Raw genomic sequence first — 16,597 nt, forward strand, 5'->3', positions numbered from 1 at the left:
GCCATCGTAGGAAGGGCGAAGGCCCAACTCCCGTGGATGCCACGCAAGTCGTCACGGCACACCGGACCACGACAGGAACCCGACAACTTCCTGACATTCGGCCGGGAATCTGAGCACCGGCATCCCCAGCAGTGTCCCGCGGCCACTTGGACCGCACTTGGAGCCGACTTGGCACGCGGTCACGTCGGCACGTCCGGCGCCTGCCGGGAGGGCGATGCCACCCGCCACCGGATCGACGAACATGCCTCGGAGCCGTACATGTCCCTGCAGAAGGACACCAGTCCGACAGATGGCTCATCCATGCTCCGCCTCCACGTCCTCGGCTCGATGGAGGCCCACGCGGGCGGGGAACGCGTGGCGCTGGGAGGGCCACAGCAACGCGCGGTGCTCGCCATGCTGCTCACCGCTCGCGGCAGTGTGGTTCCGGCCGAGCGCATCACCGACCGTCTGTGGCGTCACACCCCGCATCACCGGGCACGGACCGGGCTGCAGCCGCTGATCTCCCACCTGCGGCGCGCCCTGGAACCGGAACGTCCGCCCAGGGCGCCGTCGAAGGTGCTCCCGAGCACCCCGCCCGGCTACGCCGTGCGCCTGCCGGAGGACTCCGTCGACGCCTGGCGGTTCGAGGCCGCCGTCCGGCGAGCCCGCTCCGACGAACCAGAGAGGGCGTGGCGCCGGCTGCGCGACGCCCTGTCCTGGTGGCAGGGGCCGGCCTACTGCGAATGGGCCGACCACGAATGGGCCGTGGACGAGGTGGCCCGGCTGGACGAGATGCGGCTGATGGCCCGTGAACTGCTGCTGCGGGCGGGCCTCGAAGCGGGCCGGTTTGCGGAAGTCGTGCTCAGCGCCGAAACCCTCGTACGCGACGCGCCGTTGCGGGAGCACGCCTGGTTCATGCTGGCGCTGGCCCTGTGGGCGGGCGGCCGCCAGTCGGATGCCCTGGGAGCTTTGCGGCGGGCGAGGTCCGTCCTGATGGAGACCGTCGGCGTCGCTCCCGGACCGGAGCTCGTGGAGCTGGAACAGTCGATACTCCGGGGTGAGCGTGAGGTGCTGCACCACGCGGTGCCGCTGCCGGGCCGCGGCGGCGACGGCCCCCGGCGCCGCCTCGGGACGAGGACCGACGCCACACCGCCGCATCGTCGGACCCCAGCCCTGCAGGCGTGGGCCTAGGAAGCCGTCCGGGGCTGATCGGGCCGGGGCGCCGGTTCGTGACCCGTCTCCGGCGGCCGGGTGACGGTGATGAACGCCTGGCGACGGGCCTCCGGGGTGTCCTGGGCGGGGTCGGTGCCGTGCGGCAGCTCCGAACCGCGGGACTCCGCCCTGATCGTGATCGCGTCGGACGTCAGCGGGGAGCCCAGGCCGCGCAGGTGGACGTCGAGGCGGCGGGCGAAGACCTCGCGGACTGCGTCGGCGCGCTCCGCGCCGGCCTGCACCGCCCTGCCGAAGTGCGGCCGGCCCGACACCGACGCGGTGGCGTGCCCGGTGACCAGTACTTCCGGCAGAGCGAGCCCGGCACCGGAGCGCCGCACCGCCTCGCGTGCCACCTCCGCGGCCAGCGCGTCGATGCGGGCGGACTCCTCGGGGCCGGGCGTGGTGGCGTCCTCGGCGGCGAACGCCACGCTGCGGGTGAACATCGGGGCGGCGGCCTGCGCCGGAAGCGGGCCGGTCCGAGGAGCGCGGGCGGCGACTTCACCGGCGTGCGAGCGTGACGGACCCGCGGCGGAGGGAGCCGGGCCGGAGCCGGAGGGAGCCGGGCCGGAGGGGCGTGGGGCGGGAGCGGCCGCGGGTTCCCCGACCGGGCCGTGGGCCGAACCGCGGTCCGACGGCGGGGCGGTCACGGACGGGCGGGACCAGTGGAAGACGTGGCCGGTGACGGTGCGGTGGACGGCGTAGCCGCCCTGTTCGTCGTGCCCGTGGACGGCGATCCTGACCGGCTGCCGCCTCAGCACGGCCGGACCGCCGACCTCGGCCTTGCCGGGTTCCGTGGCCTTCATACGGTGCGGCAGGGCCGTGTCGGGGGTGTCCCGGCCGGGTGTGCCGGGCGCCCGGGTGACCGGGCGCGCGGGCTCGTACGACTGCTCGCGGCCCCAGCGGACGGTGTTCAGCGGGAAGTTGAGAACCGGGTTGTCGACGAGGAGCGAGAAGTCGAGCGGGGAGACGTTCCAGTTGTAGCCGTCGCTGAGGGTCGTTCCGGCCTCGTCCTTGACCGTGACGGTGAGTTCGTCCTCGGCCGCGCCCCGGCGGCCCACTTCCTGGGCGGGGCCGATGGCCTCGATCGACAGGGCGACCGAGGTGCTCGGCACGCGGTACCTGCTCTGCCTCGTGGCGAAGTGGTGGAACAGGGCGGGCAGCGACTGCCCGGAGAACGCCTGGCGGATCGCGAACCGTTGCTCCGGAGTCAGGCGCTGCTCCTCGCGCAGGTCGTGCTTCAGCTTCGGGTCGGGCACCTGGCCCGGGTTGTTCTCCCGGCCCGGGGCGTTCTCCTGTTCCAGGTCCTGCCCGGTGCGCAGCCGGGGGTCGGCCGCGAAGGAGTCGAGGAAGCGGGAGACCGCGCCGGTCAGGTGCTCGGGCAGGGCCGACCGCACCGCCCACCGGGCCAGTCCGGCGCCCCGGTTGAGCGCCCACGACGAATAGGCGCCGGTCTGCCCGAGCAGTCCGTCCCCCCAGGGGCGCGGGGTCGCCTGGACCTCGATGGCGGCGTCGTGCAGGGCCCTGGTGTTGTCGAAGCCGACGAGGTCGTGCGCCTCGCGCAGAGCGTTCTGCCATGCGGCACGGGCGGTGTGCCCCTGGGTGTCCGTCCGGCCGAGCTCGATGCCGAACGGGCCGACGCCCAGGGGGGCGGTGAGGCCGGGGTCCTGCGGCATGCCCGGGTGCTCCGGGGCGGTGGCACGCTCGGTGAGCGACTCGGGCACCCAGGCGGTCACCGCGAGCGGGCCGACCTCCTGCGGAGGTTTCGGCAGGTTCACGAAGCGGCCGGTCTCCGCACGCCGGCTGACCGTCACCCGGAACCGCATGGTCGTGCTGAACCGGGCGTTCGTGTCGCCGAACCCGGACGTCCGGTGCCCGACGGTGGCGGTCACCCCCGACTCGGCGCCGCTGCCCCGGCTGCCTTCGAAGGCGGCGGAGGGAGTCCAGGAGGCCGCGTCCAGGTGCCCCGTCGGGGGCCGCAGCGAGGCACGCAGGTTTCCCTCGCCCCCCGCCGACCACTTGCCGGCGGCCTTGCCCTTGACCGTGTCGGAGGCGGTCACCTCACGGGTCAGCGCACGGTCCGAACGGGCGCCGTCGTCGTGCCAGCCGGCCGCGATTCCGCGCACCAGCACCTCGGTGACCACGTGTCCGGAGCGGGTCGTCCTGACGTGCCGGTCGAGGATGCCGGGGCCGACGAGTTCGTCGTACCGGGCGGCGAGGGCGTCGGGCGAGTACGTGTCGGCGAACGGCAGCGCGGCGACGGGCACGGTCTCCCGGCCGGTCCCGCGCAGCTGCCGGTCGATCGCCCGCAGGACGAGATCCGAGTCGGGGAAGTCCACCAGGACGCCGCCCGAGATCCCCTGGTCCAGCATGGTGGCCCGGAGCTTCGGCGGCGTGGCGGCCGTCGGCCCGCCGGACGCGGTGTGCGGTCGTTTCACGTCCTCGTCGGACAGCAGGACGAACACCTCGTGGTCGCGCCGGAGCGGGCGGCCGGTGTGCGGCTCCCCGTCCGGCCGGGTGATCCGTCCGGCGACGCTGATCTCGGCGGTGGCCCGGTACACGTGCCAGGTGCCGGTGTGGCTGACCTTGCGGGCGGTGCCGGTCTGTCCCTTGACCGTTTCGGTGTCGTCCCGCTGGCCGCCGAGCTTGACCTTGGGGCCGCCGCGCACCTGGTAGCTCGTGGTCAGCGCGCCGGTCACGGTCTCGGGGAACCGGCCGAGGTCCGCGTTGAGGTTGCCCTTGGCGGACCACGACGTCTGGTCGGCCAGGGTGGTGGCGCCGCTCGCCTTCAGCTCCAGCTCGAGCGTGCCGTCACCGGCCAGGGTCTCCTGGTAGGTGAGGCCGCCCAGCCGGGTGCGCACCGACAGGCCGACGGTGTCGCGCTCACCTCCGTCGCCGACGTGCCGGTCGAGCGTGTTGGCCCAGCCGGAGTGCGACGCGGAGACCAGCCCGTGCAGCTGGGCCCGGCCGGCCAGCGCGTCCACGGCCTCGTCCAGGTCCGGGACGCGCGGCGGCTCGCTGCCGGGGTCGCGGGACTCGTAGGCGCTGCGCAGAGCGGCGTGCGCCTGATTCCTGAACAGCGCCTCGTCGGTGACGTGGGCGACGGAGTGCAGTTGCGGAAGGCGGCCGGGCCGCAGGTAGCGGGGCGCCGACGGGTCGTCCTGCGACCGCCGCACCTCGACGCGCAGCCGGTCGCCGTCGGCGGGCACGACCTCGGTCGCGGTGCGCGCGCCGGAGCCGGCGGGCCGGGCGCCCGGCGTGTCCCCCGGCCGGTGCGGGCCGACCTCGACGCGGTACGTCACCGGGTAACTGAAGGCGTCGGCCCGTCCCTTGTGCTGGAACGCGCGCTGGACCTGGGTCTCGGCGGAGGCGACGGTCTGCCGCGACGGGGAGTAGGAGCCGTCGGCGCCGCCCCCTCCGAAAACCCGGACGGTGTCGACCGGGTTCAGCGTCCTGCGGAAGGTCCCGTTCGCACTGAGGGTGTGCTTGCCGCCGCGGGTCACGGCCTTCTCGGACACGTGCCCCCGGGTCACCGTGCTCTTCGCCGTCGCCGCCGGAGCTCCCTCGTGGCGGCCCGCCCCGAGGTCGGCCCGGATCACCACCTCGTACCCGCGGCCGGGCAGTACGGGCGAGTGGGGGGCGTCCAGGGTGATGCGGAAGGCGCCGTCGAGGAGCCGCCCGCCGCCCGCGCGCAGGGCGGAGGGCGACAGGCGTTCGCGCAGCAGTCGCTGGTTCTCCATCGCCCGGGGCGTCACGCGGCCCTCCGCGCCGGCGGGCGGCGGAAGGATGCCGGGGGCCAGTTCGCGCAGCCGTTCGGTGATGTGCCGTTCCAGCTCCGCCGAGCCGGGTACCTCGACGAACGCGGTGCGCTGCGCGGTCAGCGGCGCGCGCAGGTCCGCGGGGGCGGCGCGCGTGCCCGGGCCCTGGGCGTCGTGGGGAGCAGGATTCCCCGTCGGCGAGGCCGGGTCCGGGTGCTGGCGGAGCCGGACCACCTCGCCGGTGTGGACGAGCGGAGCGGCCTCCGGATCGGGAGCGGGCCGCGCCGGCGGGGAGTCCGGCCCGGGCTCGGGGCCGACCGCGTGCAGGCCGTCCATGCGGGGGGACAGGTGCTCGCGCAGCACCTCGACCCGGAGCCGCACCTTGGTGGTGACCAGATCGCCCGTGCCGGTGTGCTCCAGGCTGTTCTCCAGCGTGAAGGTCTGCTTGCCCTTGTGCTGGTGCGCGTGGCTGTGCGCGTAGGCGTAGCCGCCGGTGACCGTCAGCCAGGCCGACTCGCTGGTCGTACCGCTGTGCCACACGCGCCGTGCCGCGCCCCCGTTCAGTCCGAGGCCCCAGGTCGAGGTGCCGGTCCTGCCGACCGCGTGCTCGCCGGTCTCCTTGCCGGTGAAGGTGTCCTTGGCGGTGACCGTCCCCTCGCGGACGGACGTCTCGGGCTCCAGGGTGAGACGCAGCCAGGCGTGACCGCCGTCGGAGAGGTCGAGGCGCTTGGAGGTCAGGCCCCAGCCGGCGGCGTGCTCGAAGCCGTCGAGGACGTTCTTCGGGGACAGGAACTCGAGGATGTCGAGGTGGGCGGTGCCGTCGGGGCGTCCCTCGCGCGGGAGACGGCGGAAGACGTCGGCGTGCAGCGCGCTCAGGCCCGTGACGTCGAGCGGACGGCCTCGCGCCGGCCCGGGACGGTCGCTCTGCCAGCCCTCCCATGTGCCGGCCCGTGAGGCTGCCGGGTCCGTCTCGGGGTGGGCGATCTCCGCGGTCACCCGGCCGTGCACCGGACCGCTGCCCGGCTGCGGCAGCGGCCGGCCGTCGGGGCCGATGACGGCCGTCTCGTAGCGGAAGCGGGAGACGTAGGTGCGGGTGGGGCCGGTGAGCGCGGTCTTCGCACCCGTCTCCGCGTCCGCCTTCACCGAGGTGTCGGTCGCGTACGTGGCACCGGACGCCCTGACCGAGGGGATCAGAACGGGCATGACGTCGTCGTGGCCCGCGACCGAGAGCATCACGGTCGGGGCCAGTTCGCCGGGCGCCTTGGACGTGGTGAGGGAGATCTTCTCCGGCTCCGCCCGGCCCTTGGCCCCGATGCTCCGCTCGAACCCCTTTCCGTCGTTCTTCCCGTCCGGCGTCCGCTCCTCCCGCGGAGCCCACTCTCCCGGCCTGGCCGTGAGCACCACGTCGTGCGGTGCACCGCCGGCCCAGAGCCGGAAACGCCAGCCGCCGTTGACCATCTGCTCGTGCCTGGCCCGGAAGTCGGCCGGGGCGAACTCGACGTCGAGCTTCTGGACGACCCGGCGGTCCTCGCGATGTCCGGCGGGCAGGGTCTGAAGGACCCGGGTGCGCAACTCCTCGGGGCCCGGAGCCTGGGTGATCTTGATCCCGGCCAGCGACCTCTGGTACCGGCCACCCAGCTTCCCCGCCGGGCCGGCGGGCGGTTCGGGGGACGGTGCCGCGTGGTGCCCGGGCTCGGGCGGCGCCGCATCACCGTCCCGGCCGGGGGAGCCGCCGGGCGGGCGCGGCGTCTCGGGGTCGCCATCGGGCTCCACGGTCATCGGCTCGGGCTCGGGCTCGGGTTCTCGGGCCGCGCTCCTGACGGCGTCCGCCGGGGCGGTCCTCGGCTCCGGAGCCGTGACCTGGGCCGTGCCGGGCGGCGGTACGGCCGGCGACTCGTGCGGTTCGGGAAGAGCGGTGGCCGGTGGTGCGGGGGTGGGGGACGGTTCGCCTCGGCCGGCGCTGGACTCCGGGTGCGCGAGGGGTGTCGGCGCCGACTCGGCCGGTTTCTCCACCGGCGCCGGTCCGGTGAACCGGAACTCCCGCGGTACGTGGACGAGTTCGACGTCGTTCACGTCGGACCGGAAGCGGAGCAGCGGCTCGCCGCCCTCCCGGTGCGACTCGACGATCTTGGTGAAGATGCTCTTGCTGAAGGGAGTGGACGGCTCCCAGTCCATGTGGGCTCCGTGCATGACGGCCATGTCGTTGGCCATCATCGCCCCGACCACCTCCTCGTACCGGTTCCCCTTCAGCCGGGTACCGCCGGGTGTGCTGATGTCGAACACGTCGTGATCGCCGGTGATCTCCCGCCAGTTCCCCTCACCGTCCCTGCCGAACACCAGGCCGTCCTGGACCTTGAACCGGTCCTCGGCCTGGAGCCGGGCCATGACCGGAGCCAGCGTCCTGAACTCCTCGTCCCGCTGCGCGAACCGCTGCTGGAGCCGGTTCCAGGTCGTGTCGTCGAGAGTCCCACGCTCGGGCCTGACCGGCTGGAAGTACCCGATCAGGCCCCGGTGTTCGGCCTTGGCGCCGAGCAGGACGTCGAGGTCGTTGATCGACTTCGCCTTGATGTCCTTGGGCTTCGGCAGCTTTCCCTCCTCGAGCCACCGCACGGCCGTCGGATTGGTCGGCCGCACGTCGATCGTGAGGTGGTGACCGGCCGCGATCTGCCGGAACTTGCGGAAGTTGGCCGCCGGCATGCCGTAACGCGACCGGGCCTGGTCCTCCGGCACGCCGGTGGACGACGACCGGGCCTCGTCCTCCGGCACGCCGGTGGACGACAGATGCCGCAGTTCGGCGAAGCCGTCGGTGTTCGGGACGGCGGAGAGCGAGGGGTGGTCGGGGGACAGTTCCGCCCGGGTTGCCGCCACGGCGGAGGCCCCGTCCTCCGCCGGCGGGACGCCGTCCGCCGAGGACTGCGCGGGGCGCGTCATCATCGCGGTGCCGTCGGACTGCGCGACGACGCCGTCCGACTGGGGAGCGCGAGGCAGCACCTCGTCACCGCCCTGGGCACCCTGCCACCGACCGTAGTGGCGCTCGGCGTGTTCGAGAGTGCGGCGGACCTGCCACAGGCGCGGGAACTGCGGCAGGACCTGGTCGGCGACGTACTGGTACATGGCGACGGCGCCGCCCTGATCCACCGTCGGCAGATGGCTGAGAAGGCCTTCGTAGTACGCCAGGTGCGGCTCCACGTCGAATCCCAGGTGGTGGTGGTACGCCGAGAGCCGCCGTATCTCCGCCGCCGTCTTGAGATACCTGCGCCGGACCGCGTGCAGGCGGAACGTGTCGAACTCCTCCTGTCCCTGGCGGTTTCCGTCGAGCCCCAGAGCGGTGCGGATGTTCTCCAGGTCCGCGTGGGCGAAGCCGCGTTCCCTGCCGTACACCTCCGTGGGCTTGCGGTACGGGGAGTCCGGGCCGGGCGGCTGGTACGTCCCCTTCAGCTCTGGCTTGTCGAAGTCCTTGGCGTACCGGCCCGAGGCGGTGGCCGCGTCGATGACGACGGTCCGCTCGTACCCGGGAGGCAGGCCGCCCTTGCGGGTCCGTTCGTTGAGCGCCGCGTGCCATGCCTCCATACGCCGGGCACCGGTCGCATCCCCCTCCTCCAGGTAGCGGACCGGGTGTCCGATCAGCGCGACGGCCTCCAGGTTCCCGGAGCGGAAACCGAGGTGCTGCACGCCGTGCCGCCGGTTCAGATGGTCGTACAGACGGAACTGGCCGGTGCGTGTGTCGCCGCCCCAGGCGCTCAGCCGCGGGTCGCGTTCCCGCCAGAAGCCGGTGATCTGGTGGATGTGCTCGTTGCCCAGCTCGGCACGCATCTCCCGGACCAGCTCGTCCCACTTTCCCGCCTTGGCCGGGTGGGGATGCGGGTCACCTGTGATGATCACCGCCTTGTAGTCCCCGGCCAGGTTCCGCAGGAGCTGGCGCATGCCCTCGAAGCTGGTGTCGTGCTCCATCCTGCCGTCCAGGTGCGCCCACTTCGTGGCCTTGCCGGTGAAGCGGGACCACAGCACCAGCACCTGCCCGCCGCCCTCCGGGATCCGTACACCCCGGCCGGCCAGCCAGTCGGTGATCTCCGCGTCGCGATGGTCCTCCAGCTGCCACGCCCGGCGGATCTTCGACCGCAGTCCCTCGGAGAAGTGTTCGGCGACGTGGTCGGTGCCATGCGTGACGCCCCACAGTTCCCGCTTCTGGTGCATCTCGCCGAAGTACTTGTTGATTCCCCACTGGTGCTGGGCGATACGGGTCGCCTCCTCGTTCAGCGCGCGCCAGGTGCTGCGCTTCTCCAGGTTCGGGAGATCCAGGGTCCAGATGCGGTCGGCGTCGATGCCGCTGTCCCGGTAGAACTCCGCGATGTCACGGGACTTGTCCAGGACCGGGTCGTGCCCCGGATGGCCGGGGCCGGGACCGCGCGCGATGAGCACATGCATGTTGGGCTTGTCGAGCAGCGTCGCGAGGATGGCGAACCGGTCGCCGGAGGAGTAACCGGGCTGCATGATCAGCTGGTTGTCGGGCGAGTAGACCGGCCGTCGCTCCGGCTGGTGCATCCGCGGAGGCACCGCCGGTGCCGCCCGCCCGCCGTCCGCGTGGGGACGGGCGGCACGCCCGGCGCCCAGGGGATCGGAGACCGGGTCCACCCACACGTGGCGGCGGTCGTGGCTCTCGGCGCCGTGCCAGGCCCGCGCCCATTCCGCGTCGTGTGCGAGTACCTCGTCGTGCGGGCGGGCGGTGGGCGCCGTCTCCGGCGCCCTGCCCGCCGGTTCTCCGGCATGCCTGGGCCCGGTGCCTTCGCCTAGGTCGCCGACCAGGGTGCCGATCAGGTGCAGGTGCCGTTCGCGCAGCCCCGCCTGCCGCAGGCCCTCGGGTGCGGCGGCCCGGTAGTCGCCCTGGAGGCTGCCCTCGACGGCGGGGCGGTGCGGGGTGCTCCGGTCGCGGTACTCGTCGCGCAGGCCGATCTGGTGGCCGATCTCGTGGGCGAAATCGACGGGTTGCGCGTCCGGCCACCACGACCGCTGGTCCATGGCCCGGTCCCGGCCGACCAGGTCGACCGTCAGGTGCGGCTCCTCGCCGGGGCGGGCGCGCAACACGGTGACGTGCAGGCGGTCGCCGTTGGGGAGGCGGTAACCGGGTGCGTTGAGGAACTGCCGGACACCGTCGGACATCCGGTTCCAGACCCCGTCGGTGTCGTGCCCGTCGCCCCCGTGGCGGAACGCCACCCTGACGGTCAGGTCGGTGACCCGCTCGCTGCGGTAGGTGAACCGCCGGGCCTCGAAGGCCGACCGGACGACGAAGCGCGGCGTGCGGTCCAGCGTCGTCCGGGGCGCCTGGTCCGGCCCGCCCGGGGGCGGAGTGGGACCGGGGCCGGGGGCGGCGGTCTCTCCCCGGGGCGCGGGGACCGGCGCGGTCTCCCGGGGGGCTGTCGTGGTGTGGGGCTCGGTGGCCGTCGCGGCGTGCGGTCCGGTGGCCGTCGCGGCGTGGGGTCCGGCGTTCGCCGTGGTGGCGTCGCGTCCGGGGGTGGCGGTGGATTCCGTGGGGGTGCCGGCGGCGGTGGTCGCGGTCGCCGTCTGTGCGGCGGTGCCGACGGCGGGCTCCGTCGTCCCGGTGGCCTCCGGCCGGCTCTCCGTACGGACCGGTGCCGTCGGCTCTGTCGTGCCAGGGGTGCCGGCGGTGGTGCCGGGGCCGGTGGCGGACTGGCGGGGCGCTCCCGTGCTCTCCGTGGCGGGGCGTCCCGGCCCCGGTGCGGTGCTGCCGGAACCGCCGGTGGTCGCGGGGCGGCCCGCGTTCGCGGCCGTGGCGCCGGCCCCCGCACCGCTGCCGGTGCCGGTGGTACCGGTGGTGCCGCGAGCCGGCGCGGGGACGGCGGTCCCGGATCGGGTCGCGGCACCACCTGCCGCGGTGGACGCCGGGTCGCCCTGCGCGGCGGTGAGGGTGGTCGCGAAGCCGGGCAGCCCACCGTCGTGGTGTGCGGCGAACGGGGTGGACGTGGCCCCGGCCGTCTCCCGTACGACGGCGGAGTTCCCGCCGCGGAAGGTGCCGATCCCCGTCCCGCCGTCGCCGCCGTCGCCGCCGTTGTCCGTGCCCGCCGTAGTCGCGGTGTTCTTCGACGTGCCCGGGAACGTACCCGGGAACGTGCCCGCCCGGGACAGCTCCGGCTTCTCGGCCGTCGGGAGCCCCGGCAGGTCGATCTTCAGCGCGCCGGGCACGTTCACGTGGACCGGATCGATCTTGGCCGTGTCACCCGTGCCGCCGAAGCGTCGTTTCCCGCCGCCGCCCAGTGCCCCCAGGGCACCCGCGCTGATGGACGAGCCGAACTCGTTCTCCCCGCTGTGGTAGATGCCGTACATGATCCCGGCCGTGCTCAGGCCGGTGGCCGCGCCGAGGACGCCCTTGCCCAGCAGCGAGTGCGCGAACTTCGGGGCGAGGACGCTGCCCGCACCGAAGAAGACGCCGCCCATGGCTCCGCCGACGGCGCCCGACACCACCGCAGATACGGTGTTGTCCCTGGACCACTGGGTGCGGTCGCCCTTGAGGAACTGGATGGTCTGGACGGCGACGTCGAGGCCGACGTTCAGGGCGACACCGGTCGCCACCGAGATGAGCAGGCGGCGCAGGATCATCTTCACCGCGAGGCGCGCGCCGGTCACGGCCACCGGGATGACCTCGGGCGCGAAGAAGGCCCACTGGGCGATCTGCCCGGCCAGCAGGACGAGCTGGCCGAGGATCATGTACTTGGAGTACTCAACCTGGACGGCGGTGTGCTTGCCGAGCCTGCCCAGCTGGTTCGCCGACTCCGCCATCTCCGGCAGGCTCGCCTCCAGTTGGGTGACGAAGCCACGGAACTCGTCCGCGACCTGCCCGCCCACGCTCGCCAGGACCGCGTTGCCGGACGCGCCGATCTGCCCGCTGATGCCCTTGAGCTCCTGCGCGGCCTCGTGCCACGCCTGGCCGAGGGCCTGCAGGCCGTCCTCGTCGCCCTTCGGCCAGGACTGCCCGACCGCCAGCCGGGCGACCCAGGCCAGCTCGGGGGGCATGTCGACGCTCATGCGGTGCCGTGTTCCTCTGTGGTCGTGCCGGGTTCCGTCGCGATGCCGGTTCTCATCGCCGGCCGGGGTGCCGCGAAGAGCCGCCCGCGGTCACGGAGCCTGCGGCGGGCGTGACGGCGCGCAGGGCCTCCACATTGTGTTCCTCGGTCCGCGCGAACCCCTTGGCCATGGTCCTGATGCCGTCCACGGTGCTGTCCAGTACGGCGCCGGCGGCGGTGATGCCGGCGCTGAGCTGCCGCTTGGGCTCGGCGTACTGCTCCCTGAACTGTCGTCCGCTCTCGTCGTCGCCCCAGCACGCGCCGAGGGACTCCAGACGGCCGTCCAGCTTCGTGGCGATGGACCTGATCCGCGCGGCCAGCTCCTGCATCTGCGGGGCGGCCTGCTCTAGCCGTTCGGTGTCGACGGAGAAGGTGCCGTCACTCATGGGAGTCCCCCTGGAAGCCGTGGTCGACGTAGTCGCGGACGGACCGAGGCATGGCCGGGTCCTCGGGCAGGACGGCGCCGGGATCGACCCGGCCCTGGAGCAGGTCGGGTACGGTCACGCCGGGCGGCAGCCGGTCGGCCAGCACTCCGGCGACGCTCTCCAGGGCCTCGGACCTGGCCTGCCGCAGGGTGGTGAGCAGGACGTCGGCCAGTTCCCGGGGCGCCATACGGCGGTAGGCGCCGGTGGGGAACTCGATCGCGGTGACCTCTCCCTGGGCACCGACGGTGATCTTCACCGTCTGCCGCGGGGCCGTCACGGTCGACGTCGTCTCGTTGATCCGGCGCCGGGTCTCGGCGGCCTCGTCGCGCTGGCGGCGGTACTGGTCCAGCAGGTCCTCGATCTGCTGGTCGTACGGGCTGGGCATGTGAAGTCGACTCCTTCCGGGCAGTGGCGGCGGACCGGGCGGCCGGTCAGAAGGCGGCGGACCCGCCGGGAACGGCGCCCCAGGCGCTCTCTTCCTGGACGAGCAGGTCGGCGATGCCCCGGACGGCCGGCTCCTCCTCGGGCTCCTCGGTCTCCTCGGATTCCTCGGGCCCCTCGGGCTCCTCCGGTTCGGGCCCCCCGTCGCCGCAGAACGGCTCCCCGGAGGCAGCGACGACGGTCCCGGACGGCGATCCGGTGCCGGCGCCCGCGCGGTCCGGCTGCCACGTGGTACGCGGCTCGGTCTGCTCGTCGTGCCCGTCCGCCTCCGGGTCGCCCGCCCGATCGCCTTCACCGGGCAGCGCCCACAGCAGGGGTACGAACGCGCCGGCTCCGGTCTCCCACGCGGAGAAGTCCTCCTCGCCGTCGTCGGCCAGCGGCTGCCCGGCCATGGCGCCCTCTTCGGCCGGGCGCAGGGGCGGCCCGTCGGTCCCGGCCACGCCCGGAGCGGTCGCGGAGCCGGCGGTGGTGGTCTCCGGTCCGGTCCTGGCGGCACTCGCGCTCTCCTCCGCCGCCGGCTCCCCGGCGCGTTCCCCGGACGGCTCGGACGCGCGGTCCGGGGCGCTGCGGTCGGTGGCGGCGCGGTCGGTGGCGGCGCGGGCCGCCGGCCCGGTGACGCCGAACCCGGGCAGGTACGGCACACCGGGCAGGGCGCCCGTGAGCGAACCCACCTCGTCGTCACCGGCCTCTTCGTCGGCGGCCCAGGGCTCGGCGCTCGGGTCCAACAGCCCGGAGGCGTCGGTCCGTTCGTTCGTGCCGTCCCGTCCCGCACCCGCCGCGCCCGTACCGCCCACGCCCGGCAGGTACGGCATCCCGGCCGTGCCCAGGCCCTCGCCGCCGGCCGCGGCGCCTTCCGCGGAGCCGACCTCGTCCCCGCCGGGGACCTCCTCGCCCTCCCAGGGGTCCGCGCTCGCGTCGAGCAGCCCCGAGGCATCGGTCGGCTCCGCGGACAGACCAGCGCCACCGGACCCGGTACCGCCCATTCCGGGCAGGTAAGGCATCCCGGAGGACGTCGCCAACTGCGCGGGCGATGCCGACCCGGTGGGCAGGCCGTCGGTGAGGCCGCCGTCCAGACCGCCGGTCAGGCCGGCGCCGAGGCCGTCGTCGAGAGCGGTGTCGCCGAAGGCGGCCGGGTCGGCCGTGGACAGACCGCCGAGGGAACTGCCCTCCGAGGCCCCCGCACCGCGGCCGCCCAGACCGGCCAGGCTGCCGGGCCCCGGGTAGGGAACGGGGTTCAGCGTGTTGTCGAGGGCCGACGGGTCGAGGGCCGACGGGTCGAGGCCGTCCAGACCGAGGTCGTCGAGGCCGGACGTGCCCAGGCCGGACGTGCCCAGGCCGGTGTCGTCCAGCCCGGACAGGTCCCCGGGGAAGGGGCTCACGTCGCCGGGCAGGTCCGAGGCGGCGAGATCCCCCGCACCGTCCAGGCCGCCGATGCCGTCGCCGGTGCCGGGCCCGCCGTCGAGACCGCCGCCGGGAAAGCCGGACAGGTCCGACAGGCTTCCGTCTCCGCCGAGGCCGTCCCCGAGGCCGTCGCCGATGCCGTCGCCGGTCCCTCCGCCGAACCCGTCGGGGTCCGGGCCCGGAAGACCGTCTTCGTTCCCCGGGCCGTCCGGGTTGTTCGTGGGCGAGTTCACCGGAGTGGGGTTCACGATCGCGTCGGTGGTGACCTGGTAGGAGTGCGCCAGGCTCTTGAGTACCGCGCGCATGTCGGAGTTCATCATCGCGACGAGTTCGGGCTTCCGGCTGATCGGGATCAGCCCGTTCGCCATCGGGGTGACCCCCATCGCGACGGCCTGCTTGGCGTACCAGATGTCGATCTCCGCGAGCTTGTTCTGCGCGCTCTGGAAGGAGATCGCGTTGTTGGCGAGCTGGTGCGGGACGGAGTGGTCGCCGGTCGAGCCTCCGGACAGCACGTCCGCGTTGGCCTTCACCTGGCGGGAGAAGTTGGTCATCATGTCGAGGAAGGCGTCCGCCGCGCTGCCGCTCCACGGTCCGTTGTCGCCCGCGAGCGCCTTGGCCTGGGCGACCAGGCTCTTCGTGACCCCCTCCAGGGTCCGCTGGACGTGGTAGAAGGCGTTGGCCGCGTCCAGGAGCGACTGCGGGTTGGCGACGGACCGGGCGTGGGCCACGTTGTCGTGGGTCTCGACTCCGGAGGACATGCCGTAGATGGCCGCCTTGATCTGCTTCCAGTCCCAGTTGTCGTAGTCCGTGACGCTTCCGTTGGACGAGCCGTCGGGGTTGCCGAAGATCGTCCCGTCGTCGCCCTGGTGGAAACCGCCGCTGTTGTAGTCCGCCACTTTCGCCCTCCCGCGGAGCCGCCGACCGTTGCCCGGTGAGCCCGCGCCTACGCGGTCGTGGTGTTCGTGTTGCTGCTGGTGTTGCCGGTGCCGGTGCCGGTGCCGGTGGTGGTGGCCATGCCGCTGCCGCCGTTGGACGTCATCATCGTGTTGAAGTCGGCGGTGGTGGCCGCGAACGCGTCGGCGAGGTCGCCGGCCGTCATGCGGTTGGCCTCCTCGGCGGTGCCGTACTTCCGGCTCAGTGCCCGCACCCCGTCCCGAAGATCCGTCAGCCCCTTGACCAGGGCCGAGAGCGCGTCGCCGTAGCTCTTCTTCAGCCCCCCGTCGGCGTTGGGGCCGTTGACCGTCGTCCGCATGACGTTGGCGTGGTAGAAGGCGCCCGGCGCGACGGCGATGCCGCTCAGGCCGGTGGCGACGTCGCGCACCGGCTGGATCAGCAGGTCGATGTTGGTGGCGAACAGGTCCATGGACGGCGTACTGACCGAGGTCCCGTTGTGCCCGTCCCCGCCGGGCACCGGCGGCGGCACGAAGGGATGCAGGTCGGTGAGGATCCCCGGGCCGTGCAGGACGTCGGTGCCGCCGTGGTAGTGGTGGTCGTCCCCGGAACCGGTGGTGCTGTCGTCGGCGTGGTTGTCGGAGGATTCGTACCAGTTGTAGTTCTGGTCGCTGCCGTTGTTGTTGGGGTCCTGGTTGTCGACATCTTTGTTGGGGTGCCCCACGTCACTGCTCCCAGAGGCTCACGCCGTGCCGCTCACCCGCGTAGTAGGACTCGTTGATGTGGCCGAGGGCGTTGGTGGCGTTCTGGGCCTGGGTCACCATGTCGGCGGCGGCCGCGTCCCACTTGGCCTTGGCGATGTCGTAGGTGGTGCGGGCGTCGCTGGTCCACTCGCTCAGGTGGATCTTGGCGCTGTCGTCGAGTTCGGTGAGAGCCGCCTTGATCTTCCCGCTGATCGCGGTCATCTCGCCGATCACGTACTCGACCTGGTTCATGTTGACGGTGTAGGTGGGCACGGGTCGCTCCTCGTGTGGGTGGGGAAGGGGTCTAGAAGCCGGGCAGCGGGGCGGTCATGTTCTTGTGGAGCTGGGTGGCCGTGTCGGTGGTGGCCCGGTGCGTGGTGTCGTAGCTCCCGGTACTGGCCTGAAGCTTGTGCAGCATCAGTTCCAACTGCTGCTTGACGGTGCCGAAGTCGGAGAGCCAGGTGTCCATGGCGGTCTGGAAGGTGCCGGCGGCGTCACCGGTCCAGCTGGCCCGCAGCGCCTCGATCTGGCTCTGCATCTGGGTGTATGTGCTGTTGGCGTCGTCCAGGGCGGTCTGGAAGCTGCCCTGGGCGCTCCTCATGCCCGAGGTGTCCACCGAGGTGTTCGTATTGGCGGCCATGGCCGTTCCTCTCGTCGCGGGGGCGTCGTGGTCG

At 73.4% G+C, this 16,597-nt stretch carries 8 protein-coding genes; 1 reads left to right on the top strand and 7 read right to left on the bottom strand.

The annotated features are described in order from the left end of the window. Positions 1 to 300: 300 nt before the first annotated feature. Positions 301 to 1,170, top strand: coding sequence for a BTAD domain-containing putative transcriptional regulator (locus tag AB0G63_RS09995; protein ID WP_360747098.1), 870 nt, complete (start codon positions 301 to 303; stop codon positions 1,168 to 1,170). Here AB0G63_RS09995 and AB0G63_RS10000 read toward each other — a convergent pair. The 7 genes from AB0G63_RS10000 to AB0G63_RS10030 are packed head-to-tail and all read right to left on the bottom strand — an operon-like array spanning position 1,167 to position 16,563. Beyond that, the gene (locus tag AB0G63_RS10000; protein ID WP_360747101.1) at positions 1,167 to 11,984 is read right to left on the bottom strand and encodes a hypothetical protein; all 10,818 of its coding nucleotides are present in this window, start codon (positions 11,982 to 11,984) and stop codon (positions 1,167 to 1,169) included. The genes AB0G63_RS09995 and AB0G63_RS10000 overlap by 4 nt on opposite strands. Positions 11,985 to 12,036: 52 nt before the next feature. Beyond that, positions 12,037 to 12,408, bottom strand: coding sequence for a WXG100 family type VII secretion target (locus AB0G63_RS10005; RefSeq protein ID WP_360747104.1), 372 nt, complete (start codon positions 12,406 to 12,408; stop codon positions 12,037 to 12,039). Further along, positions 12,401 to 12,832 carry a YbaB/EbfC family nucleoid-associated protein gene (locus AB0G63_RS10010; RefSeq protein ID WP_360747107.1) on the bottom strand — a complete coding sequence of 144 codons (432 nt, stop codon included), beginning with the start codon at positions 12,830 to 12,832 and terminating at the stop codon, positions 12,401 to 12,403. Before AB0G63_RS10010 ends, AB0G63_RS10005 begins: the two co-directional genes overlap by 8 nt. A gap of 46 nt (positions 12,833 to 12,878) precedes the next feature. Further along, positions 12,879 to 15,185 carry a WXG100 family type VII secretion target gene (locus AB0G63_RS10015; protein WP_360747110.1) on the bottom strand — a complete coding sequence of 769 codons (2,307 nt, stop codon included), beginning with the start codon at positions 15,183 to 15,185 and terminating at the stop codon, positions 12,879 to 12,881. Between the two features lie 47 nt (positions 15,186 to 15,232). Continuing rightward, complete coding sequence (locus AB0G63_RS10020; protein WP_360747113.1) at positions 15,233 to 15,904, bottom strand: hypothetical protein; 672 nt, start codon at positions 15,902 to 15,904, stop codon at positions 15,233 to 15,235. Position 15,905: 1 nt separating this feature from the next. Further along, complete coding sequence (locus AB0G63_RS10025) at positions 15,906 to 16,196, bottom strand: WXG100 family type VII secretion target (RefSeq protein WP_360747116.1); 291 nt, start codon at positions 16,194 to 16,196, stop codon at positions 15,906 to 15,908. Between the two features lie 31 nt (positions 16,197 to 16,227). Further along, positions 16,228 to 16,563 carry a WXG100 family type VII secretion target gene (locus AB0G63_RS10030; protein ID WP_360747119.1) on the bottom strand — a complete coding sequence of 112 codons (336 nt, stop codon included), beginning with the start codon at positions 16,561 to 16,563 and terminating at the stop codon, positions 16,228 to 16,230. Between the last annotated feature and the right edge of the window lie 34 nt (positions 16,564 to 16,597).

Origin of the sequence: Streptomyces sp. NPDC020996 (genome assembly GCF_040641355.1) — a bacterium.
Classification (GTDB): domain Bacteria; phylum Actinomycetota; class Actinomycetes; order Streptomycetales; family Streptomycetaceae; genus Streptomyces.

Coding starts and splice junctions, on each gene's coding strand:
- AB0G63_RS09995 (WP_360747098.1), top strand. CDS start 301: ATGCTCCGCCTCCACGTCCTCGGCTCGATGGAGGCCCACGCGGGCGGG.
- AB0G63_RS10000 (WP_360747101.1), bottom strand. CDS start 11,984: ATGAGCGTCGACATGCCCCCCGAGCTGGCCTGGGTCGCCCGGCTGGCG.
- AB0G63_RS10005 (WP_360747104.1), bottom strand. CDS start 12,408: ATGAGTGACGGCACCTTCTCCGTCGACACCGAACGGCTAGAGCAGGCC.
- AB0G63_RS10010 (WP_360747107.1), bottom strand. CDS start 12,832: ATGCCCAGCCCGTACGACCAGCAGATCGAGGACCTGCTGGACCAGTAC.
- AB0G63_RS10030 (WP_360747119.1), bottom strand. CDS start 16,563: ATGGCCGCCAATACGAACACCTCGGTGGACACCTCGGGCATGAGGAGC.